The 20,884-nt window shown below is 69.6% G+C and carries 19 protein-coding genes; 10 read left to right on the forward strand and 9 right to left on the reverse strand.

What is annotated here, in order from left to right; all coding sequences use genetic code 11:
* The first annotated feature begins 5 nt into the window (after positions 1–5).
* On the forward strand, positions 6–1,031 hold the full coding sequence (locus tag ACSQ9I_RS30270) for a uroporphyrinogen decarboxylase family protein (RefSeq protein WP_436315642.1): 1,026 nt from the start codon (positions 6–8) through the stop codon (positions 1,029–1,031).
* 378 nt (positions 1,032–1,409) lie between these two features.
* Here ACSQ9I_RS30270 and ACSQ9I_RS30275 read toward each other — a convergent pair whose 3' ends face one another.
* Genes ACSQ9I_RS30275 through ACSQ9I_RS30285 form a run of 3 tightly spaced genes read right to left on the reverse strand, consistent with a single transcriptional unit; the run spans position 1,410 to position 3,213 of the window.
* The gene (locus ACSQ9I_RS30275) at positions 1,410–1,988 is read right to left on the reverse strand and encodes a molybdopterin-dependent oxidoreductase (protein WP_436315643.1); all 579 of its coding nucleotides are present in this window, start codon (positions 1,986–1,988) and stop codon (positions 1,410–1,412) included.
* Positions 1,989–2,037: 49 nt separating this feature from the next.
* Entirely contained in the window at positions 2,038–2,697 is a 660-nt protein-coding gene (locus ACSQ9I_RS30280; RefSeq protein ID WP_436315644.1) for an NUDIX hydrolase, read from the reverse strand.
* Between the two features lie 3 nt (positions 2,698–2,700).
* Positions 2,701–3,213, reverse strand: a complete 513-nt coding sequence (locus tag ACSQ9I_RS30285) for a MarR family winged helix-turn-helix transcriptional regulator (RefSeq protein ID WP_436315645.1) — start codon at positions 3,211–3,213, stop codon at positions 2,701–2,703.
* A gap of 74 nt (positions 3,214–3,287) precedes the next feature.
* On the opposite strand from ACSQ9I_RS30285, the gene ACSQ9I_RS30290 reads away from it, so the two are divergent.
* Together ACSQ9I_RS30290 and ACSQ9I_RS30295 are read left to right on the forward strand one after the other, a co-directional pair.
* The gene (locus tag ACSQ9I_RS30290) at positions 3,288–4,205 is read left to right on the forward strand and encodes an EamA family transporter (RefSeq protein WP_436315646.1); all 918 of its coding nucleotides are present in this window, start codon (positions 3,288–3,290) and stop codon (positions 4,203–4,205) included.
* Between the two features lie 182 nt (positions 4,206–4,387).
* Complete coding sequence (locus ACSQ9I_RS30295; RefSeq protein WP_436315857.1) at positions 4,388–4,762, forward strand: hypothetical protein; 375 nt, start codon at positions 4,388–4,390, stop codon at positions 4,760–4,762.
* A 9-nt stretch (positions 4,763–4,771) separates the two neighbouring features.
* Here ACSQ9I_RS30295 and ACSQ9I_RS30300 read toward each other — a convergent pair whose 3' ends face one another.
* Together ACSQ9I_RS30300 and ACSQ9I_RS30305 are read right to left on the reverse strand one after the other, a co-directional pair.
* Positions 4,772–7,816: an FAD-binding and (Fe-S)-binding domain-containing protein gene (locus tag ACSQ9I_RS30300; protein WP_436315647.1), complete on the reverse strand. Its 3,045-nt coding sequence runs from the start codon at positions 7,814–7,816 to the stop codon at positions 4,772–4,774.
* A 14-nt stretch (positions 7,817–7,830) separates the two neighbouring features.
* A complete protein-coding gene (locus tag ACSQ9I_RS30305) occupies positions 7,831–8,529 on the reverse strand; it encodes a GntR family transcriptional regulator (RefSeq protein WP_436315648.1) in 699 nt (232 codons plus the stop codon).
* 112 nt (positions 8,530–8,641) lie between these two features.
* Here ACSQ9I_RS30305 and ACSQ9I_RS30310 point away from each other — a divergent pair, with 112 nt between their 5' ends.
* The 3 genes from ACSQ9I_RS30310 to ACSQ9I_RS30320 are packed head-to-tail and all read left to right on the forward strand — an operon-like array spanning position 8,642 to position 11,674.
* Positions 8,642–9,883 carry a pyridoxal-phosphate-dependent aminotransferase family protein gene (locus tag ACSQ9I_RS30310; protein ID WP_436315649.1) on the forward strand — a complete coding sequence of 414 codons (1,242 nt, stop codon included), beginning with the start codon at positions 8,642–8,644 and terminating at the stop codon, positions 9,881–9,883.
* Positions 9,884–9,917: 34 nt separating this feature from the next.
* Complete coding sequence (locus tag ACSQ9I_RS30315) at positions 9,918–10,898, forward strand: Bug family tripartite tricarboxylate transporter substrate binding protein (protein WP_436294143.1); 981 nt, start codon at positions 9,918–9,920, stop codon at positions 10,896–10,898.
* Complete coding sequence (locus tag ACSQ9I_RS30320; RefSeq protein WP_436315650.1) at positions 10,895–11,674, forward strand: fumarylacetoacetate hydrolase family protein; 780 nt, start codon at positions 10,895–10,897, stop codon at positions 11,672–11,674. The genes ACSQ9I_RS30315 and ACSQ9I_RS30320 overlap by 4 nt, the downstream gene beginning before the upstream one ends.
* Here the strand turns inward: ACSQ9I_RS30320 and ACSQ9I_RS30325 are convergent.
* Positions 11,652–12,497 (reverse strand): GNAT family N-acetyltransferase, encoded by an 846-nt coding sequence (locus ACSQ9I_RS30325; protein ID WP_436315651.1) that lies wholly within the window; start codon positions 12,495–12,497, stop codon positions 11,652–11,654. The two genes, ACSQ9I_RS30320 and ACSQ9I_RS30325, sit on opposite strands and share 23 nt — an antisense overlap.
* 17 nt (positions 12,498–12,514) lie before the next feature.
* On the reverse strand, positions 12,515–12,709 hold the full coding sequence (locus tag ACSQ9I_RS30330) for a hypothetical protein (RefSeq protein WP_093107159.1): 195 nt from the start codon (positions 12,707–12,709) through the stop codon (positions 12,515–12,517).
* An 81-nt stretch (positions 12,710–12,790) separates the two neighbouring features.
* On the opposite strand from ACSQ9I_RS30330, the gene ACSQ9I_RS30335 reads away from it, so the two are divergent.
* From ACSQ9I_RS30335 to ACSQ9I_RS30345, 3 genes are all read left to right on the forward strand, one after another.
* Positions 12,791–13,117 carry a DUF6172 family protein gene (locus ACSQ9I_RS30335; RefSeq protein WP_436315652.1) on the forward strand — a complete coding sequence of 109 codons (327 nt, stop codon included), beginning with the start codon at positions 12,791–12,793 and terminating at the stop codon, positions 13,115–13,117.
* Complete coding sequence (locus tag ACSQ9I_RS30340; protein WP_436315653.1) at positions 13,114–13,653, forward strand: hypothetical protein; 540 nt, start codon at positions 13,114–13,116, stop codon at positions 13,651–13,653. Before ACSQ9I_RS30335 ends, ACSQ9I_RS30340 begins: the two co-directional genes overlap by 4 nt.
* A 170-nt stretch (positions 13,654–13,823) precedes the next feature.
* Positions 13,824–19,052 (forward strand): amino acid adenylation domain-containing protein, encoded by a 5,229-nt coding sequence (locus ACSQ9I_RS30345; RefSeq protein ID WP_436315654.1) that lies wholly within the window; start codon positions 13,824–13,826, stop codon positions 19,050–19,052.
* Here ACSQ9I_RS30345 and ACSQ9I_RS30350 read toward each other — a convergent pair.
* Together ACSQ9I_RS30350 and ACSQ9I_RS30355 are read right to left on the reverse strand one after the other, a co-directional pair.
* Positions 18,997–19,677 (reverse strand): DNA-3-methyladenine glycosylase, encoded by a 681-nt coding sequence (locus ACSQ9I_RS30350; RefSeq protein ID WP_436315655.1) that lies wholly within the window; start codon positions 19,675–19,677, stop codon positions 18,997–18,999. The two genes, ACSQ9I_RS30345 and ACSQ9I_RS30350, sit on opposite strands and share 56 nt — an antisense overlap.
* Positions 19,678–19,682: 5 nt before the next feature.
* A complete protein-coding gene (locus ACSQ9I_RS30355; protein WP_436315656.1) occupies positions 19,683–20,327 on the reverse strand; it encodes a TetR/AcrR family transcriptional regulator in 645 nt (214 codons plus the stop codon).
* 114 nt (positions 20,328–20,441) lie between these two features.
* Between ACSQ9I_RS30355 and ACSQ9I_RS30360 the strand changes: the two genes are divergently transcribed.
* Positions 20,442–20,849, forward strand: a complete 408-nt coding sequence (locus ACSQ9I_RS30360; protein WP_436310214.1) for a VOC family protein — start codon at positions 20,442–20,444, stop codon at positions 20,847–20,849.
* The last annotated feature ends 35 nt before the right edge of the window (positions 20,850–20,884 follow it).

Consider the following 20,884-nt stretch of genomic DNA (forward strand, 5'->3'; position numbering starts at 1 on the left):
AACCCATGCTGTTCCCCACCACCATCGTCGGCAGTTTCCCGCAGCCCGAGTGGCTGATCGACCGCGCCAAGCTGGCGGGCCGCTTTCCGCCGCGGGTGCGGGCGCGCGAGCTGTGGCGCATTCCGCCGCAGTACCTGGAGGAGGCGCAGAACGACGCCACGCTGATGGCGATCCGCGCGCAGGAAGAGGCGGGCCTCGACATCGTGAGCGACGGCGAGATCCGGCGCGAGAGCTATTCGAACCGCTTCGCGACTGCGCTCGACGGCATCGACCTCGACAACCCGGGCACGGCGCTGGACCGCTCGGGCCATCCGAACCCGGTGCCGCGCATCGTCGGCCGCATCCGCCGCCGGCATGCGGTGGAGGTCGACGACCTGAAGTTCCTGCGCGCCCACACCGACCGCCAGGTGAAGATCACCGTGCCCGGGCCGTTCACGATGCTGCAGCAGGCGCAGAACGACTTCTACGGCAGCGAGGAAGAGGCGGCGATGGACTATGCCGAGGCCGTCAACGCCGAGATCCGCGATCTCTTCGCCGCCGGCGCCGATGTGGTGCAGATCGACGAGCCCTACATGCAGGCGCGGCCCGAGAAGGCGCGCCAGTACGGCTTGAACGCGCTGAACCGCGCGCTCGACGGCATCACCGGCACGACCGCGGTGCACATCTGCTTCGGCTACGCGGCCATCATCCACGAGCGGCCGAGCGGCTATTCCTTCTTGCCCGAGCTCGCGCAGTGCAGCTGCAAGCAGGTGTCGATCGAGACCGCGCAGTCGCACCTGGACTGCTCGGCCCTGGCCGCGCTGGACGGCAAGCGCGTGATGGTGGGCTGCATCGACCTCTCGACGCCCGAGGTCGAATCGGTCGACACCATCGTCGAGCGCATCCAGCGCGCGCTGCCCTACGTGAAACCCGAGAACGTGATCCTCGCGCCCGACTGCGGCATGAAGTACCTGCCGCGCGACGCGGCCATTGGCAAGCTGCGGGCGATGGTCGAGGCCGCCAGGGTGCTGCGCAAGGAACACGCGGCCTAGCGGCCCGCGCGTGGTGCCGGCCGCTCGCCGAAGGCAGCGAGCACCTAGGTAAGCGTTTTGTCATGCCTGAAGCAGCACGAAGACAAGCGTTCTGTCCTCCTCAAACAAGGGCGCAGCGCTCATGTCCACGTTAGCCTTCACGCCTACATTGAGGCCCCAGGCAAGGCCCGCCACTCGAATTGACGCGACGGGTCTGTCAGTAGGAATCAAATTCGGAGACACGTATGCGATCTGCCGCCCTCCTTTTCAGCCCCCTTGCGACGGTGGCATTGGTCCTTGCCTTTGGCTGGCCCGCGCTGCTCGCATGCTTTGCTCTTGCATTGAGTACGCTTCTTTTCTCCACGGGCGACACCGAAGCCCACGCTCCTTCGCCAACAATCAACCGCGCGTGACCTCTATGCTGTAGAGCCCCCAGGGGCAGAGGGCGTATCGTTCCTTGAGCGGCTTGTCCTTGAACGCGGCGAGCGTATCGGCCTCATAGATCGCCCACTGCGGGCCCAGCCCTCCCAGCGCGAGCGGAGCGCCGTCGATCTCGGTGGCAACGATCATCCGATAGCTGCGCGCGTCGGCCATGCGCAGCGGTACGACGTAGCCGTCCACCGCACGAAGGGCCAGCATCGCGTCGCCGGCCACACCCGCCGCCTCCACCACGCTGGTCAACAGCGGGCCCGCGAGCGAATGCGCCTTGGCGTCGTACTCGAGCGTCGGTTTGATTCGAACGACCGGCAGGCGGCGCAATGCCTCGGAGTCGAACACATAGGCCTTGTCGAACTTGACGCCGTGCTTCGCCATCAATTGGTCGAGCGCCGGATCGACGGGGCCTCGGTTGGACTTGGCTATCGCTCCGCTGACGGTCAACAGACCCGGACTCTTGCGGGTCGGCTCCGCAGCCGATGCGTGAATCGCAGGCAACAGCCCGGCGAGCGTGGCGGTGCCAAGGAAGTGTCGTTTGTTCATCGGTCGATTGTGGGCGGTGCGCCTGCATTCGTCCATCGCTGCGCAGCCCCTACTTGCGCGCAAACAAGGGCTGCTCGAAATGCGCGACGCGCACGGTGCGCCCGGCGATGCACAGCTCGCGGAACTGATAGAGGAAGGCCGCCGTCGGCGCCGCGATCCAGGTGTCTCCGACCGGCATGCGCAGCACCGGGTGCTCGCTGTCCTCGATGGGATCGAGCAGGGGCGCATCCGCGCGCATGAACTCGGTGAGGGGAATGCGATGGATGCTGGCGACCTCGGCTTCGCTCGGCACCAGCGCGCGTGCGGCGCCTGCCCAGACGACGACCGGCGTGATCGCGAAGCCGGAGCGGGTCACGAAATCGTCGAGGCGGCCGAGGATCGCGCCCTCGTCGAGCTCAAGGCCGACTTCTTCGTGCAGTTCGCGCAGCGCGGCCTCTTCTGGCGACTCGGCGCCGTCGATGCTGCCGCCCGGCAGCGCCCATTGCCCCGGGTGGTTGCGCATGTGGGACGGGCGTCGGGTCAGGAGCACGGCGGCGTCCTGACTCCACGCCGCAGGTGTGCGAAGCCCCGGCAGCGCTGCGCCGAAGCCTTCCTCGACGAGCGCCAACGCCACGGCCGCACGCTTCGAGCCGGGGGCGCTCAGCGCCCGCCGCTCGAAGCCGCCAAGCCGGCCGGCGATCAGGGCACGCAGTGTGTCATCGAGCAGCATCGATCACTCCCGAGGCTCCAGCGCGGCCAGCAGCAAGGCCAGCCGCGCATCGAGTGCGGCGAGGTCTGCGGATTTGATCGAGGCGAGCAGCCGCTGCTCGTTCTCGACATGCGCGCCCACCGCCCGATCGATCAGCTTCAGGCCGGCGGGCGTGAGCTGCACCAGCATGCTGCGCGCGTCTTCGCGGTTGGCCACGCGCTTCACGAGGCCGCGCGACTCCAGCCCCTTGAGGCGGTGTGTCATGGTGCCCGAGCTGATCATCAATGACGAGAAGAGGGCGGTCGGCGCCAGGCAGTAGGGCGCGCCGGAGCGCCGCAGCGTGGCCAGCACGTCGAACTCCCAGCGCGTCATGCCGAAGTCCGAGAAGCATCGGTCCAGTTCGCGCTGCAGCAGCGCCGCGCAGCGCTTGATGCGGCCGATGGTGCCCATCGCGCCCACGTCGAGGTCCGGGCGCTCGCGGCGCCACTGATCGAGGATCGCGTCCACCGCATCCGCCGGCCGCTTTCTCGCACCCATCGGCAAGCCCCCATTTATCTTGAAGTCAAGATTATCTGCTAGGCTCCATTTATCTTGACGTAGAGATAAATGCGATGCGCAACACACAAGGCTCGATCGCCTGGACCGACGTCCTCCTGACCGCTTTCGCCCCCGCCATCTGGGGCTCGACCTACATCGTCGCGACCGAGCTGCTGCCGCCCGACCGGCCCTTCACCGCGGCCCTGCTGCGCGCACTGCCGGCCGGCCTGCTGCTGGCGCTGTACTGCCGGCGCCTGCCGGCGCGCGGCGAATGGGGCCGACTGATCGTGCTGTCGGCGTTGAACATCGGCTTCTTCCAGGCGCTGCTCTTCGTCGCGGCCTACCGGCTGCCCGGCGGACTGGCCGCGGTGGTCGGTGCGATCCAGCCGCTCTTGGTGATGGGCCTTGCCTGGGCGCTCGACCAGCGCCGGCCGCCGCAGCTGGCGGTCGGCGCCGCGGTGCTGGGCATCGCCGGCATGGCGGCGCTGCTGCTGTCGCCGGGTTCGGTGTGGGATCCGGTCGGCATCGCCGCGGCCCTGGCCGGCGCCGCCTGCATGGCCGCCGGCACCTACCTGACGCGGCGCTGGCAGCCCGCGATGCCGGTGCTGGCGCTCACCGGCTGGCAGTTGCTGCTGGGCGGGCTGATTCTCTTGCCCATGACCTGGGCCATCGATCCGCCGCTCCCGCAGCTGACCGGCACGCAAGTCGCGGCCTATGCCTATCTCTCGATCGTCGGCGCGCTGCTGGCCTATGCGCTGTGGTTCCGCGGCATCGCGCGCCTCTCGCCGGTGGCGGTGTCCTCGCTCGGGCTGCTGAGCCCGCTCACGGCAGTGATCCTCGGCTGGGCCTTGCTGGGCCAGGCGATGCGCGGGCTGTCGCTCGTGGGGCTGGTCGCGGTGCCGGTCAGCATCCTCGCCGTGCAATGGGCCATGAGCCGCCGGGCCGTTCCCAAGGCGAATACCGCAGCGCGCAGCGCGGAGGTTACTTACTGAGCCCGCAGGCTTCGACGACGTCCCTTCAGGGCACGCGCTGACGCCGCTCGAACAGCGGTTGCAGGAGCATCATCGTGTCCACGAAGCCTGCGGATGGAGCGTTTGGGACTGCCGCAGGCGCTTTCGCCCTTCTTTCGGAGAATCCCGTGAGCTTCAATCGCTGTGCATTTGTCAAAGGCGCCTTGTCAACCGCCGTGGTGGCCGCCGCCCTCTCGGCTTCCGCTGCGGCCCATGCCGAGGTGAGCTGGTCCATCGGGATCGACGCCCCGACTTACTACGAGCCGGAACCCGTCTACTCGAGCCCGCCGCCGGTCTACTATCAACCAGCGCCCCCCACTTACTACGAGCCGCCGCCGCCCGTTTATTACCGTCCGGCGCCGAGGTACTACGGACCGCCACCGCCGGTCTATTACGAGCCGGACTATCGGTATGGTCCACGCCCCGTGGAGCGGCCAAGGCTGAGCGACATGCAGCGACGCGCGCTGGACAACTGCGTCCTGCTGGCGCCGCGTGAACAACCCAGGTGCCGTGCCACGGTCATGTCGACCGTCCGCTAAGCCGTCGGGTCAGCCCCTCAGCGCGTCGAGCAGCCGCGCCACGTGCACCGCTTCGCGCTGCGCACCGTCGGCGATCTGGTGCCGGCAGCTGGTGCCGTCGGCGACGATGATCGCGTCGGGGTTCTTGCGCACTGCCGGCAGCAGGCTGGCCTCGGCCATCTGCATCGACACCTCGTAGTGCGAGGCTTCGTAGCCGAAGCTGCCGGCCATGCCGCAGCAGGAGCTTTCGATCAACTCCGGTTTTGCGTCGGGAATGAGCCGCAGCACATCGAGGATCGGGCTCACCGCGCCGAAGGCTTTCTGGTGGCAGTGGCCGTGCAGCAGGATCGGCTTGCCGGCAGGCTTGAGCCCCAGCTTGAAGCGGCCGGCCTTGGCTTCGCGCGCGATGAACTCCTCGAACAGCAGCGCTTCTTTCGCGACCGTCTCGGCCTTCGCGCCCAGGCCCATCACCAGCGTTTCGTCGCGCAGCGTCAGCAGACACGAAGGCTCGAGGCCCACGATCGCGATGCCGGCCTCGGCCAGCGGCAGCAGCGCATCGACGAGCGCGCCGGCGCGGGCCTTGGCTTCGTCCACCATGCCATTGGCGAGGTAGGTGCGGCCGCAGCAGTGGTGGCCGCCGTCCTTCTCGACCGTGTGCAGCATGTAGCCCGCGGCCTTGAGCACGCGCGCCGCAGCGAATGCGTTCTCGCTTTCGAAGGTGCCGTTGAAGGTGTCGACGAAAAGCACCGCGACCTTGCGTCCCACACAGGCGGCGGCGATGGCCATGTCGCGATTCACGAACATCGAGGCATCGCCGGCGCGCCAGAAGGTGTCGCTGCGCCATGCGGGCAGCGAGCGCTTGGCCGAGAGGCCCAGTAGCCGCTCGCCGAGCCAGGCCGCGCCCGGCACGCTGTTGCGCAGGTTCATGAGCCAGGGAAAGCGGCTCGCGGCGTGCGCGTAGTCGGGCAGCCGGGCGATCAGCCGGTCCTTGAGCGTGTGGCCGTGCTTCTTCTTGTAGTGGGCCAGGAACTCGATCTTCATCTTCGCCATGTCGACGCCGGTCGGGCAGTCGCGCTTGCAGCCCTTGCAGCCGACGCAGAGGTCCATGGTTTCGTACATGGCCTCGCTGGTGAAGGCCTCGGGGCCGAGCTGCCCGGAGACCGCGAGGCGCAAGGTGTTGGCGCGGCCGCGCGTGAGGTGCTTCTCGTCGCGCGTCACGCGGTAGCTCGGGCACATGGTGCCGGCGTCGAACTTGCGGCAGTGGCCGTTGTTGTTGCACATCTCGACGGCCTTGGCGAAGCCGCCGCTGACGTCGCCGCCGGTGCCGGGCGCGGTGGTCTCCTCGGTCACCGGGTCGGCCTGCACGTTCCAGGCTGACCAGTCGAGCACGGGCACGAGCGGGATGCGCTTGTAGGGCCTCGGCGCCGACGGCGGCGCGAAGCGGAACAGGGCACCGTCGTCCATCTTCGGCGCATCGATGATCTTGCCGGGGTTGAAGAGGTTGAGCGGGTCCAGCTTGTTCTTGATGGCGCGGAAGGCCTCGTTGATCGCGGGGCCGAACTGCCATTCGATCCATTCGCCGCGGCACAGGCCGTCGCCATGCTCGCCGCTGAAGGCGCCCTTGTACTTGCGCACCAGCTCGCTCGCCTCTTCGGCAATGGCGCGCATCTTCGCGGCGCCGTCGGTGCGCATGTCGAGGATCGGGCGCACGTGCAGCGTGCCGACCGACGCGTGCGCGTACCAGGTGCCGCGGGTGCCGTGCTTGGCGAACACGGCGGTGAGGCCATCGGTGTACTCGGCCAGGTGCTCGAGCGGCACCGCGCAGTCCTCGATGAAGCTCACCGGCTTGCCGTCGCCCTTGAGGCTCATCATGATGTTGAGGCCGGCCTTGCGCACTTCCCACAGGTTCTTCTGCACCGCGTCGTCGGGCATCTGGACCACGCTGCCGCGCAGGCCGAGGTCGCCCATGAGGTCGGCCAGGTCCTTCAGCTTGGGCAGCAGCCAGGCCTTCTCGCTGCCCGAGAACTCGACCAGCAGGATGGCCGCGGGCCGGCCGATCAGCGCGGTTTCGACGGTGGACTTGAACGCGGGGTTGGCGAGGCTCAGCTCGATCATCGTGCGGTCGACCAGCTCGACCGCCGTCGGCCCCAGCTTCACGATGTGCTGCGCCGCGTCCATCGCCGCATGGAAGCTCGGGAAGTTGACGATGCCGAGCACCTTGGCGCGCGGCAACTCGGCGAGCTTCAGCGTCAGGCTGCGCGTGTAGGCCAGCGTGCCCTCGGCGCCGATCAGCAGGTGCGCGAGGTTGACGCTGCCGTCGGCGGTGTAGGGCTTCTCGCTCTGGTTGTCGAAGATGTCGAGGTTGTAGCCGGCGACGCGCCGCATCACCTTGGGCCAGCGCTCGGCGATCTCGTGTCGGTGCTGCCTGGCGAGCTGCTGCACGTGCAGCGCGATGCCGGACGCGCGCGCGCCGAGCTCCGAGACCGGGCCGAAGTCGACCAGCTCGCCGTCGGACAGCCAGGCGCTAGCGCCCGCCACGTTGTGGACCATGTTGCCGTAGGCGATGGAGCGCGAGCCGCAGGAGTTGTTGCCGGCCATGCCGCCGAGCGTGGCCTGCGCGCTGGTCGACACGTCGACCGGGAACCAGAGCCCGTGCGGCTTGAGCCGCGCGTTGAGGTGGTCGAGCACGATGCCCGGCTCCACCGTGGCGCGGCGCGCCTCGACGTCGAGATCGAGCACGCGCCGGAAATGCTTGCTGTTGTCGATGACGAGCGCCGCGCCCGTGGTCTGGCCGCACTGGCTGGTGCCGCCGCCGCGCGCGAGCACCGGCACATTGAGGTCGCGCGCGATGTCGATGGCGGTCGCGATGTCGCGCTCGGTCTTCGGCACCAGCACGCCGGCCGGCATGATCTGGTAGATCGAAGCGTCGGTCGCATAGCGGCCGCGCGAGGCGGCGTCGAACAGCACCTCGCCCTCGGTCTCGGCGGCGAGGCGCCGTGCCAGCGCTTCGCAGGTTTCGTTGGGCGGCAGGACGGTACCGGCTGGCTGGAGATGGCTCGCGGGCTCGATGCGCATGGGTTCTCGTCGATTCAGCTCTTGGCCGCCTGGGCCTTGGCGGGATAGATCTCGCCGGCGCGCAGCAGCTCCAGCACGGTGTCGCGCTTGCGGTTGAGATGCTCGATCATCAGTGTGCGCATCGCGGCCGCGTCGTGTGCGGCCAGGGCCTCGACCATGCGCTCGTGCTCGGCCACCGCGCTCTTCCACTTGGCCTCGTTCTGGTTGGTGCGAAAGCGCAGCGACTGCACGCGGGCATTGATCGAGCGGTAGGTGCTCGCGAGCACGGGGTTCCTGGCCGCGTCGTTGATCGCGGTGTGGATGCGCGCGTTGATGCGGTAGTAGCCCGAGAGATCGCGGCGCGCGAAGCAGGCCATCATTTCGTAGTGCAGCGCGCGCAGCTCGGCGAGCTCCTCGTCGGTGATGCGCTGGGCCGCGAGTTCGCCCGACATGCCTTCGAGCGCGGCGAGCAGCTCGAAGGTGTTGACCACGTCCGCCTCGGTGAGCTTGACGGCCACCGCGCCGCGGTTCGGCAGCAGGTCCACCAGGCCTTCGGCCGCCAGCAGCTTGATGGCCTCGCGCAGCGGCGTGCGCGAGACGCGCAGCTGCGCGCTGAGCTCGCGCTCGTTGAGCTTGGCGCCGGGTGCGATCTGGCCTTCGACCAGCATGGTGCGCAAGCGCGAGGCCACCTGGTCGTGCAGCGCGAGGCGCGAGATTTCAATGATTTCCGCCATGGAATGCATTTTGAATGCAAATATTGGCCCGCTCAATCGAGGAGACTAGGGGTTAACGAGCACGACATATCGAATTTTGCATGCAAAACTGAAAAAGAAAGGACGGTCCCGAATGCTTCAACTCGACTTCCATCCCACCGGCAGGCACTTCCTGCAGATCCCCGGCCCGAGCCCGGTGCCGGACCGCATCCTGCGGGCCATGAGCCTGCCCACCATCGACCACCGCGGCCCCGAGTTCGGCGCCCTCGGGCTGCAGGTGCTGGCGGGCATCAAGAAGATCTTCAAGACGAAGCATCCGGTCGTCATCTACCCGTCCTCGGGCACCGGCGCCTGGGAAGCGGCGCTTGCCAACACGCTGAGCCCCGGCGACCACGTGCTGATGTATGAAACCGGCCACTTCGCCGCGCTGTGGCAGAAGATGGCCCAGCGCCTGGGCCTGTCGACCGAGTTCCTGGCCTGGTCGGGCAGCGACGAGCAGCTGCCGCATGCGCCGAGCTGGCGCCGCGGCGTGCAGGCCGACCTGATCGAGGCGCGCCTCGCCAAGGACACGGAGAAGAAGATCAAAGCCGTGTGCGTGGTGCACAACGAGACCTCGACCGGCGTCACCTCCGACATCGCCGCGGTCCGCAAGGCCATCGATGCGGCAGGCCATCCGGCGCTCTTGATGGTGGACAGCATCTCGGGCCTCGCGAGCGCCGACTTGCGCCACGACGAGTGGGGCGTGGACGTGACCATCAGCGGCTCGCAGAAGGGCCTGATGCTGCCGCCGGGCATCAGCTTCAACGCGCTCTCGCCGCGCGCGCTGGAAGCATCGAAGAGCGCGAAGCTGCCGCGCGCCTTCTGGGCCTGGGACGAGATCGTCGAGATGAACAAGGACGGCTACTGGCCCTACACGCCCAACACCAACCTGCTCTACGGCCTGGCCGAATCGCTGGACATGCTGCTCGGCGAGGGCCTGGACAAGGTGTTCGCGCGGCATCAGCGCTGGGCCGCCGGCGTGCGCGCCGCGGTCGAGGCCTGGGGCCTGCCGATCCAGTGCGCCGACCCGGCCGTCTACTCGCCGGTACTGACCGGCGTGATCACGCCCGAGGGCGTCGATGCGGATGCGGTGCGGCGCCTCATTCACCAGCGCTTCGATCTCTCGCTCGGCACCGGCCTCGGCAAGCTCAAGGGCCGCATGTTCCGCATGGGCCACCTGGGCGACAGCAACGACCTCACGCTGGTCGCGATGGTGGCCGGCGTCGAGATGGGGCTCAAGCTCTCGGGCGTGAAGCTCGCAGCGAGCGGCGCGCAGGCCACGATGGACCACTTCGCGAGCCACGCGGCGCCGGCGGCACTGCAGAAGGCCGCCTGAGCCCATTCATTCACCAACAAGGAGACCGCGACTCATGCAACGACGTTCCCTCATCCAGGCCGCGGGCGCGGCGGCGGCAGTCACGCTCGGCGTGCCGCGCGTGTTCGCGCAGGAATGGCCCAACGGGCCGGTGCGCATCGTGGTCGGCTTTCCGCCGGGCGGCGGCACCGATGCGCTGGCGCGCGTGGTGGCGCAGAAGCTGTCGACGATGTGGAACCAGTCGGTGATCGTCGAGAACAAGGGCGGCGTGGCGGGTGTGCTCGCGGCCGAGTACGTGTCGACGCAGCCGAGCGACGGCAGCACGCTCTTGATGGCGCACATCAATAGCCACGCGCTCGCGCCCAGCCTGCAGCCCAAGCTGCGCTACAGCGTGGAGCGCGACTTCGTGCCCATCGTGCTGGTCGGCGTGACGCCCAACCTGCTGATCGCGAGCCCGACGCAGAAGGCGGTGACGGTGAAGGACATCGTGGCCTTGTGCGCCGCGGAGCCCGGCAAGGTGAGCTTCGGCTCGGCCGGCGCCGGCTCGGCGCAGCACCTGGCGCTGGAGATGTTCAAGCTGCAGGCCAAGGTCGATGCGCTGCACGTGCCCTACAAGGGCAGCGGGCCGCTCCTGGCCGACCTCATGGGCAGCCAGATCCAGTACAGCTTCGAGACCATGACCGCGGCCACGCCGCACGTGAAGAGCGGCAAGGTGATCGGCGTGGCGCAGACCCGCATGAAGCGCGCCAAGGGCCACCCGGCCATACCGACGATGCAGGAGCAGGGCTTCGACGGCTTCGAGGCCACCACCTGGTACGGCCTCGCGGGCCCCGGCAAGCTGCCGGCCGGCATTGCCGACAAGATCAACCGCGACGTCAACACGGTGCTCGCGATGCCCGACGTGCAGGAACGGCTCGACACCTACGGCGCCGAGGACGGCGGCGGCTCGCGCGAGAAGTTCAGGCAATTCATCGCCAGCGAAATCACGAAGTGGGCCAAGGTCGTCAAGGACGGCAAGGTGAAGGTCGACGCATGACGGACGTGACGCAGGCGCTGGCCTCGGCCTGGCGCGAGGGCCGCGCGCTCGACGCCGCCGCATGGCAAGACAAGGTGGGCGACGCGGCAGAGGCCTACCGGGTGCAGGAGCGCGTGGCGGCAGCGATGGGATGGTTCGAAGGCACGCCCGTACCCAAGCACTGGAAGTCCGGCGGCCCGTCGCGCGAGGCGGTGCTGACCCATGCGCCGCTGCCGCCGGCCGGCGTGCGGGCGAGCCCCGCGGACTTCGGCGACGTCCGCTTCAACGCACCGGGCATCGAGGCCGAGATCGCGCTGCGGCTGGGCCAAAGCGTGACGCCGGCGCAGGCCGCCGCACTGACGCCGGAGACCGCCGGCAAGCTGGTCGATGCCATGGCCGTCTCCATCGAGATCGTCGATTCGCGCTGGAAAGACGCGGCGCTTGCGTCGGCCTGGTTGCGCCTCGCCGACCAGCAGTCGCACGGCGCGCTGGTGCTGGGCGCATGGGTGCCCTATGCCGCGCGCGACTGGGCCTCGCAGCGCTGCGAGACGCGCATCGGTTCGCGCGAGCCCGTGCTGCGCACCGGCACGCATCCGCTGGGCGACCCGGCCTGGCTGCTGCCGACCTGGCTGCGGCATGCGACGCGCAACGGCGCCGTCGTGCCGGCCGGCACCGTGGTCACGACCGGTTCCTGGGTCGGCGTGCTGCCGGTCGCGCGCGGGGAGGCCGTGGTCGTCGAGTTTCCCGGCATCGGTCGCGCCGAGGCCGCATTGTTCAGCCCAGCTCGAAGCTCGTGATGCCGTAGAGGCGCTGAAGTTCGCAGGCCGGTGCCGTGCCCGCGTACATGCGCGCGGTCTCGAACACGCTGCGCAAGCCCAGCGCCCGCGCCAGCGCCAATGCGTCGGCGTTAGGCATGGGAACGTCGAGGTAGACGGGGTCGCCTTCGGGGACGCTGTCGCACAGCGCGGCGTAGAGAGTACTCGCTACCTCCGGGCGGTCCGCCACCAGCGGGCCGATCTTGTGGCCCTCGCGGCAGCGCCGGATCAGGCCCCAGCCGGCGAGCCGGCCCTGATCCATCCAGGCCAGACCCGTCGCCTCCGGCATCGCGATCCAGGCGCGCAGAAAGGCCTCGCGCGGCGCGGGAAAGATGCGGCGCTCGTCGGCGCAAAGCGCCGCGAAGTCGACGTCGCGAAGCGGCACGATCGGCGCGTCGCCGGTGCGCCCGCTGCGCCGGGCCGTACCGGCAAAGCGGATGTTCTGCCATGCCAGGGAGAAGCCGCTCTTGCGATAGTTGTCCTGTTGCGCCGGCACGCCGTCGAGCCCGACCACATGGCCCGCCAGTCGCGCCATGCCTTTGGCCCAGAGCCGGCGCCCGATGCCGCGCCCGCGCCAGTCCGGCGCCACGATGTACAGGCCGATGAAGCCGAAGCGCCCCGCATAGGAGACGGCGCCGATGCAGCCTACCGCCTGCCCCTGATGCTCCGCGACCAGGAAGCCGCCGGGGTCCGCCGCGTGGAAGGGGTCGGCGTCATGCAGCCCGGGGTTCCAGCCTTCGCGCGCCGCGAATTCGATGACGACGGGCATCTCGCCGCGCCGCAGGGTGCGAATCCTGATGTCCATTCAGTGCGCGCCGCGCATCAATCGGGAGGCGCTTCGTTCCAGGTCGCCGGGTCCACCGCCTTGGGCTCGTTCCACAGGCAGGGGCCGCACATGGTGGCGAGATAGACCAGCCTCTCGGCCTTCATGCCGGCCACCACCGGCGTGGTACCGCACACCTCGCAGGCGTGCGCGTAGTCGGGTACGTAGCGATCGATGGAGGTGATGGGATCCATGGCGCGAATGATCGCGCATTTCGCGCCGCGATGTCACTGCGTCGGAGGGCGTACGGCACCGCCGGCGCGTTAGGATCGCCCATGAAAAAGACATTCCAGCTCCATATCGAAGGCAAGAACCCCGACCGGATTCTGGAGGCCGTCAAGCACGAGCTTCGCAAATACGTCAAGCGCGAACGGCGGCGCGATCTGCCCGAAGGCGCGGACTTCTGGGACTTCGATTGCAAGTTCGGCCCGACGCCCGAAGCGGCCGAACCGGTTCACCTGTCCGCGCTCACGGCGCTGGTCGACGGCGTGGCGAAGGAGGGCGGCGCGCAGTTCTATGCCGAGATCCTGGCCAAGCCCGGCCATCGCCGCAGCCGGCCCGCGGACGCGCCGGCCGCCGGCCCCGATCCGGCCGCGCCATGACGACCATCCAGGCACGGCGCAGGTTGATCGTGATCGTGCTGCTGTGCGTGGCCGTCGGCGGCGCGCTGCTGCGGCACTTCGCGGCGCCGGGATCGACCGCGCGCGACGTCGGCACGCTGCTGATGGTGCTGTGGCTGCCGGTCATCGGCAGCGTCGTCGCCTGGCTCTTCGCGAAGCTGCGGCGTACGGCGCCCGGGGCCGCCGATTCGTCGGGTTTCGAGGCCCGAAGCGCATTCCATCCCCACGCCCTGGTCGAACTCACGATGCGCGCCTCGCAACTGCCTTCGCAGGACGTGCCCATTGCGGAAGGCGAGTACCGCTGCGCGCTGGTGGTGGACAACGAAGGCTTCTCGGCTCGATGGTTGGTGGCGCCGGGCCGCGCGTTCCGGCGCGGAACGGCGCAGGCGCTCGAAGTCGAGTTCCTGGCACCGGCGCTCGCGCTGCCGCGCTTCCCGCGGGACGCCGTGTTCCGGATGCTGGTCGACGAGTCCTTCGTCGGCGACGGCCGTGTGCTGCGGGTGCTCGATCGCGCTTGACCCGCACCCGGGACCCCGTGTCGGATAGGCGTTGGCCTACACCGCGACGGGATCGCAAGGAAAGACATTCCGCTGCACCGCAACATAATGGCGAAGGCTTTGGTTCTAACCGGCGTGATGTCTTCCCAGGGGCAAGTCCATCCATGTTTCATTCTTCGACCGAGACCGTCTTGTCCACCGCTGCTCCCCGCGTGTTGCCCGACACCCTGGCATCGCTGTTCGACGTGCAGTGCGAAGCGCATGCGAACAAGCTGGCCTACGGCTTTCTCAGGGATGACCTGAGCGTCGCGCAGGAGAGCAGCTATGGCCGGCTCCAGGCCGATGTCCACGGCATCGCCGCCTGGCTGTCGACCCAGACCCACGCGGGCGACCGCGTGCTGCTCGCCTTCGGGCCCGGGCTGGACTTCGTGCGCGTGTTCTGGGCCTGCGTGCTCTCGGGCCGGGTGGCGGTGCCGGTTCCCGCGCCCGATCCGGTGCGGCTGCACCATGCGGCGCCGCGCCTGCGCAGCCTGATCGCCGATTCGCGCGCCGCGCTGGTGCTGACCAGCGCATCGCTGCTCGATGCGGCGGCCGCCACGCTGGACCCGGCCACCTTCGCGATGGCGCGCTGGATGGCGCTACCCGATTCGGCGTCGCTGGACAGCGCCGAGACGCCAGCCTTCGCGCCGCCGGCGCTCGTGCCCGCCAGCCTCGCCTACCTGCAATACACCTCCGGCTCCACCTCGGCGCCACGCGGCGTGCGGCTGACGCATGCCAACGTGATTGCCAACATCCGCGCGGTGGTCGCGTCAAATCATGGAAACAACGCCAGCCGGGCGCTCTGCTGGCTGCCGCACTTCCACGACTACGGGCTGGTGTTCGGCGTGCTGGCGCCCGTGATCGCAGGCGCGACCAGCTACCTGATGTCGCCCGTGGCTTTTCTGCGCCGGCCGCTGCGCTGGCTGGAAGCCATCGCGGCCTATCGCATCACGCACAGCGGCGCACCCGAGTCGGCCTACGCCGCCTGCCTGCAGGCACTGGGCGACAAGGCGCTCGGCATGCGCCTCGACAGCCTGGTGTCGCTGACCTGCGGTGCCGAGCCGATCCGCGCCGCCACGGTGGAGCGCGTGCTGGCGGTCTTCGGCGCCGCCGGCCTGCGCCCCGATGCGTTCGCGCCGTCCTATGGCCTCGCCGAGGCCGTGCTGGGCGTGAGTTCGACGACGCCGGGCACGCCGCCTCGCATCGTTTCGGCGGATGCGGCCGCATTGCTGGCCCATCGCTTCGAACCCGCCGCGGACACATCGCGCGACGCGCGCCGACTGGTCGGTTGCGGGCGGGCGATGCCCGACACCGAGCTCCTGGTCGTCGAAGCCGGGCGCCCGTGTGCCGACGGCGAGGTCGGCGAGATATGGGTCGGTTCGCCGAGCGTGGGCGAAGGCTACTGGATGCAGCCCGAGGCCAGCGAAGCCGTCTTCGGCGGCCACCTGGCCAATGGCGCCGGGCCTTTCCTGCGCACCGGCGACCTGGGCTTTCTCGACCGCGGCGAGCTGTTCGTTACCGGGCGACTGAAAGACCTGGTCATCGTCCACGGCGAGAACCACTATCCGCAAGACCTGGAATGGAGCGCCGAGCGCGCCCATCCCGACCTGCGCGTGGGCCACGGCGCCGCCTTCCCGGTCGATACGCCGGGCGGAGAAGCGGTGGTGCTGGCACTGGAACTCCAGCGGCGCCCGGTCCCCACCGACACCGAGGCGGTCTTCAGCGCGGTGCGCCGCGCCATCGCGGTGGAGCACGGGCTGCCGGTGCACGCAGTGGCACTGGTGCGCGCCGGCGCCTTGCCGCGCACCTCGAGCGGCAAGATCCAGCGGCACCGCTGCCGCGAGGCCTTTCTTGCGAACGAGCTGCCGCTGGCGGCGCCGCTCGATACCGGCGGCGACGAGGCGATGGCCCTGGACGAGGAGGCACTGGCCACCCCCGAGGAGCGGCCCGGCGCCGTGCTGCCGCGCGACGCGCGCGAACAGGCCGTCTGGGACATCTGGCGCGAAGTGCTGGGCACGCGCGCCTTCGGCGTGCACGAGAGCTTCTTCGAGCTCGGCGGCAACTCGCTGCGGATGACGCAGGTGCTCTCGCGCATCCGGCAGCGCTTCGACGTCGAGCTGCCGCTCGCCGAGCTGTTCGAGCATGCGAGCGTCGCCGCGATGGCGGCGCAGGTGGCGCGGCAGGCCGCATCGGGCGGCGGGGCAGCCGCCGCGCATGACGGCGACATCGAGCGTGTGCCGCGCAGCGGGCCGCTGCCGGCCTCGCTCTCGCAGCGCCGCATGTGGGTGATCCAGCACTTCGACCCGGCATCGACGGCCTACAACGTGCCAATCGCGATCCGGCTGCGCGGCGCGCTCGACCCGGCGCTGTGCCAGCAGGCGCTCGACCTCATGGTCGAGCGGCACGAAGGCCTGCGCACGGCCTTCGTGATGGGCGAGGACGAGCCCATGCAATCCATCGCGCCGAAGCTCGCGGTGCCGATCGAGTTCATCGACCTGAGCGATCTGCCCGGCCGCGAGGGCAACGAGCAGGCGCGCGCGCTGCTGGCGGATCGCATTGCGCAACCCTTCGATCTCTCGCAGGCGCCGCTGCACCGGCCGACCCTGATCCGGCTCGGCGAACGCGAGCATGTGCTGTTCTGGCTGCTGCACCACGCGATCACCGACAACTGGGCCGGCGCGCTGCTGATGCGCGAAGCGCTGGCCGCGTACGGCGCCCTGGCGGCCGGTCGCAGGCCGGAATCGGCGCCGCCCGCGATTGCCTATGCCGACTACGCCGCCTGGCAGCGCCGGCCCGAATCGGTCGAGGCGCGGCGCCCGCACCTGGCGTACTGGCTCGAACGCCTGCGCGACTTGCCGGAGCTCGACCTGCCCACCGATTTCCCGCGTCCGGCCAAGGCCAGCGCCAAGGGCGCGCGCGTCTCGGCCGAGCTGCCGCTGCGGCTGCGCGAGGCGATGCGCGAATTCGGTGGCCGCGAGGCCGTCACGCCTTTCGTGATCTACCTGTCGGCCTTCGTGCTGATGCTGTCGCGGCAGGCCAAGAGCGACGACGTCGCGATCGGCATGCCGATCGCGAACCGGCATCGCTTCTCCGCGGAGCAGCTGGTCGGCACGCTGGTCAACACGCTGGTGATGCGCACCGACCTCGCGGGCGACCCGAGCTTCACGCAACTCGTGCACCGCGTGCGCAGGAACGCGCTCGAGGCCTATACGCACCAGGAGGCGCCCTTCGACGAGCTGATCGATGCGCTGGGACACGACCGCGCGCTGCGTCCCGAAGGCCCGGTGCGCGTGCTCTTCAACGTGCTGAATGCGCCGGTGGGCAAGCCGGAGCTGTTCGGCCTGGAGGTCGACGAGTTCGATTTCGAGCGCACGGCCGCGCAGTTCGATCTGTCGATGCACATCGACACTGAGTTCGCGCATCGCATCCACCTCGAATACGCGACCGACCTCTACAGCGCGGCCAGCGCCGCGCGCATGCTCGAGAACTACCTGTCGCTGGTCGAGCGGCTGCTCGCGCAGCCCGAGCGCCACCTGTCCGAGCACGAGATGCTCTCGCCGGCGCAGATGAGCCTGCTGCGCCACGGCTGGAACGGCGCCAGGGCGCCGCTGCCCGCGCAGCAGCTGGTGCACCGCTACCTGGACCTGGGCGCGCCCGAGATTCGCACGCGCGTGGCCGTCATCGACGCCGATGGCCACACGCTCGGCTACGGCGAGATCGAAGCGCAGTCGAACATGCTGGCGCGCGTGCTGCGCGCGCGCGGCATCGCGCGCGGCCAGCGCGTCGGCCTGTGCATCGAGCGCAGCCCCGCGATGCTGATCGCGCAGCTGGCGGTGATGAAGGCCGGCGCGGCCTACGTGCCGCTGGACCCCGACTATCCGGTGGAACGGCTGCGCTTCATGGCGGCCGACGCGGACCTGTCTGCCATCCTCACGCAGCGCAGCGCGAGCGCCATCCTCGACGGGCTGAACGTGCCGATGCTGCGGGTCGACGACGAGCGGCTGACGGCCGGCAGCTCAGGCGACGCGCTCGAGCCGCAGCCCGAGCTCGATGCCACGCCGGCCGACGAGGCCTACCTGATCTACACCTCGGGCTCCACCGGCCAGCCCAAGGGCGTGCGCGTGCCGCACCGCGGCGTGGTCAATTTCCTGGCCGGCATGGTGAAGATGCCGGGGCTCGCGGCCGATGACTGCGTCCTGGCGATCACCAGCCCGTCCTTCGACCCCTCGGTGCTCGACCTGCTGCTGCCGCTGGTCGTGCGCGCGAAGGTGGTCATCGCCTCGCAGCAGCAGGTGCACGAGCCGGCTGCGCTGCGCGCATTGCTCGAACGGCATGGCGTCACGCTGCTGCAGGCCACGCCCTCGGGGTGGCGCGGGCTGATCGAAACCGGCTGGGCCGGATCGCCCGGCTTCCGCGCGCTGATCGGCGGCGAATCGCTGCCGCCGATCCTGGCGGAGCGGCTGATGGAGCGCAGCGCCGAGCTCTGGAACATCTACGGACCGACCGAAACCACCGTCTGGACCACGGCCTGGAAGGTGGAGTCGCCGCGCGATGGCATCGCCATCGGGCGGCCGATCGACAACACCACGGTCTGGGTGCTCGACGAGCATGGCCATTGCTGCCCGATCGGCGTGCCGGGCGAGCTGTACGTCGGCGGCGCCGGCGTCACCCTCGGCTACTACCACCGCGACGCACTGACGGCCGAGCGCTTCGTGCCCGACCCCTTCAGCGAAGACGCGGAGGCACGGCTCTACCGCACCGGCGACCTCGGCCGCTGGCGCCATGACGGCGTGCTCGAGCACCTGGGCCGCGCCGATCACCAGGTCAAGCTGCGCGGCTACCGCATCGAGATGGGCGAGATCGAGTCCGCGCTGCTGGACTATCCGGATCTTGCGCATTGCGTCACCGTGACGCACGCGCAGAGCGAAGAAGACGTGCGGCTGGTGGCCTACAGCGTGGCGCGCATCGGCACGGCGCCGACGCCCTTCTTGCTCAGAGAGCACCTGCGCACGCGCCTGCCGCACTACATGATCCCGCAGCATTTCGTCGCGCTCGCCGCGATGCCGATGCTGCCGAACGGCAAGGTCGACCGCGCTTCGCTGCCGGCGCCGGTCATCGACATCGTGCTGGCCGACGGGCGCAGCTACGTGCCGCCGGTCACCCACAGCGAGCAGGTCATCGCCGGCATCTGGTCGGAGTTGCTGGGGGTCGAGAAGATCGGCCGCACCGACAACTTTTTCGATCTCGGCGGGCACTCGCTCATGGCCATGCGCTCGGTGGCGGCCATCGAGGCGCTGCTGGGGTGGAAGGTCGCGCCGCGCCGGCTCATCTACGAGAGCCTGCAGCAGGTCGCCCGCGAGGAGAACCTGGGGGCGCACTGATCGCGCCGCGCGCTGCCGCACGGAAGGGCTTGCTGAGAAAGCGCGAGCCGCGCTCGCCGAAGCGCCATGGCACGTCGGGCGCCTTGGAGATGCCGATGCGCGGCCCGGTCTCGACCATCACGGCCGGATGGTCGTGCGCCGCGGCCAGCAGCACGAAGGGCGGGCGGTCCAGCGCACGGCCGTTGAAGGCGCCGTCGATGCCCAGCGCCTGCGCGACGCGGCCGGGGCCGGCGCAGAGCAGGCGGATGTCCTCCAGCCCGCGGCGCTCGCGCATGCGCTCGAGCCCCATCGCCGGCGCCAGCGCGCGGATCAGCACCCCGGCGCCATGCCCTTCCTCGCGGCAGACGAAGTTGAGGCACCAGTGGATGCCGTAGGAGCGATAGACGTAGGCGCGCCCCGGCGGCCCGAACATCGCGGCGTTGCGCTGGGTCGGGCCGCCGAAGCTGTGCGAGGCCGGGTCGTCGCGGTCGTAGGCCTCGGTCTCGACGATGCGGCCGCCGACGCCGTCGACCAGCAGCGTGACGCCGATCAACAGGCGCGCGACCTCATGCGAGGGCGCGGCGAAGTCGATGGCGGCAGCCGCGGCAAGCGGGCGATGGGGCTTCACGCGGCGCAGCCCGGTCATGGTCGCTAGAGACCTTTTTCGACCATGTCCAGCAGCTGCTGACCCAGCGCGTCCGTCTGCTCGCGCGGCATGCCGCGCAGCGGCCCGTCGATGATGAGCAGCGCGAGGCCGTGCACCGCGGACCAGGCCAGGAATTCGGCGCCGGGGCGGCGCTCGGGCGGCAGCGCGCCGGCCGCGACCAGCTGATCGAGCGCGGCGCCCAGCAGCTCGAAGGGATTCAGCCCGCTCTGGCCGCTCTTGGCCTCGGGCGGCGCGTCTTCCACATCCACCGGCGCACAGAAGGCGGTGCGGAACAGCCCGGTCTCGGTCTGCGCGAAGCGCAGGTAGCCGGCGCCGATGGCGCGCACCGCAGCGCGGGCGGCTTCGGCAGGGTCGCCATCGGTGCGCTGCGCCGCGAGCTCGGCCTCCATCGCGGTCGCGACCGCCGCCAGCGCGGCGGCGCGCACCGCCTGCAAGAGCGCCTGGCGGCTCGCGAAGTGCCGGTAGGCCGCATTGGGAACCACGCCGGCGCGCCGCGTGGCCTCGCGCAGCACCACCGCTTCGGGCCCGCCGCTGCGCGCCAACTCGACCCCCGCCTCCAGCAGCGCACGCCGCAGATCGCCATGGCGATAGGTGCTGCGTGCAGGCGGGACGGGGCTGGGAACACTCATTTTCAATTCCATGTGGACAGCGTCCATTATGTCTGCTATCTTTCTTGTGGACGTTGTACACAACGTGTGACTTTTTTCCCCCCGACCCCACCGCACTTTCCAAAGGAGACACGCATGGCGACCCAGATCTACGTGAACCTGCCGGTCAAGAACCTCGACAAATCGGTCGCGTTCTTCACAGCGCTCGGTTTCAAGTTCAACCCGCAGTTCACCGACGAGAACGCCACCTGCATGATCGTCAGCGAGAACATCTTCGTGATGCTCTTGGTCGAGAGCTACTTCAAGACCTTCACGCCCAAGGCCATCGCCGACGCCAAGAAGAGCACCGAGGTGCTGCTGTGCCTCTCGTGCGACAGCCGCGCCGAGGTCGATGCGCAGGTCGCCAAGGCGGTGGCCGCCGGCGGCAGCACGCCCAACAAGGCGCAGGACCACGGCTTCATGTACCAGCACGGCTTCGAGGACCTGGACGGCCACCTCTGGGAGCTGGCGTACATGGACATGAGCGCTTTTCCCAAGAGCTGAAGCCGGAATCGGCGATATCCCCCCACCCACCCCCA

The organism is Variovorax sp. LjRoot84 (assembly GCF_964254305.1).
In the GTDB taxonomy this organism is placed as follows: Bacteria; Pseudomonadota; Gammaproteobacteria; order Burkholderiales; family Burkholderiaceae_C; genus Variovorax.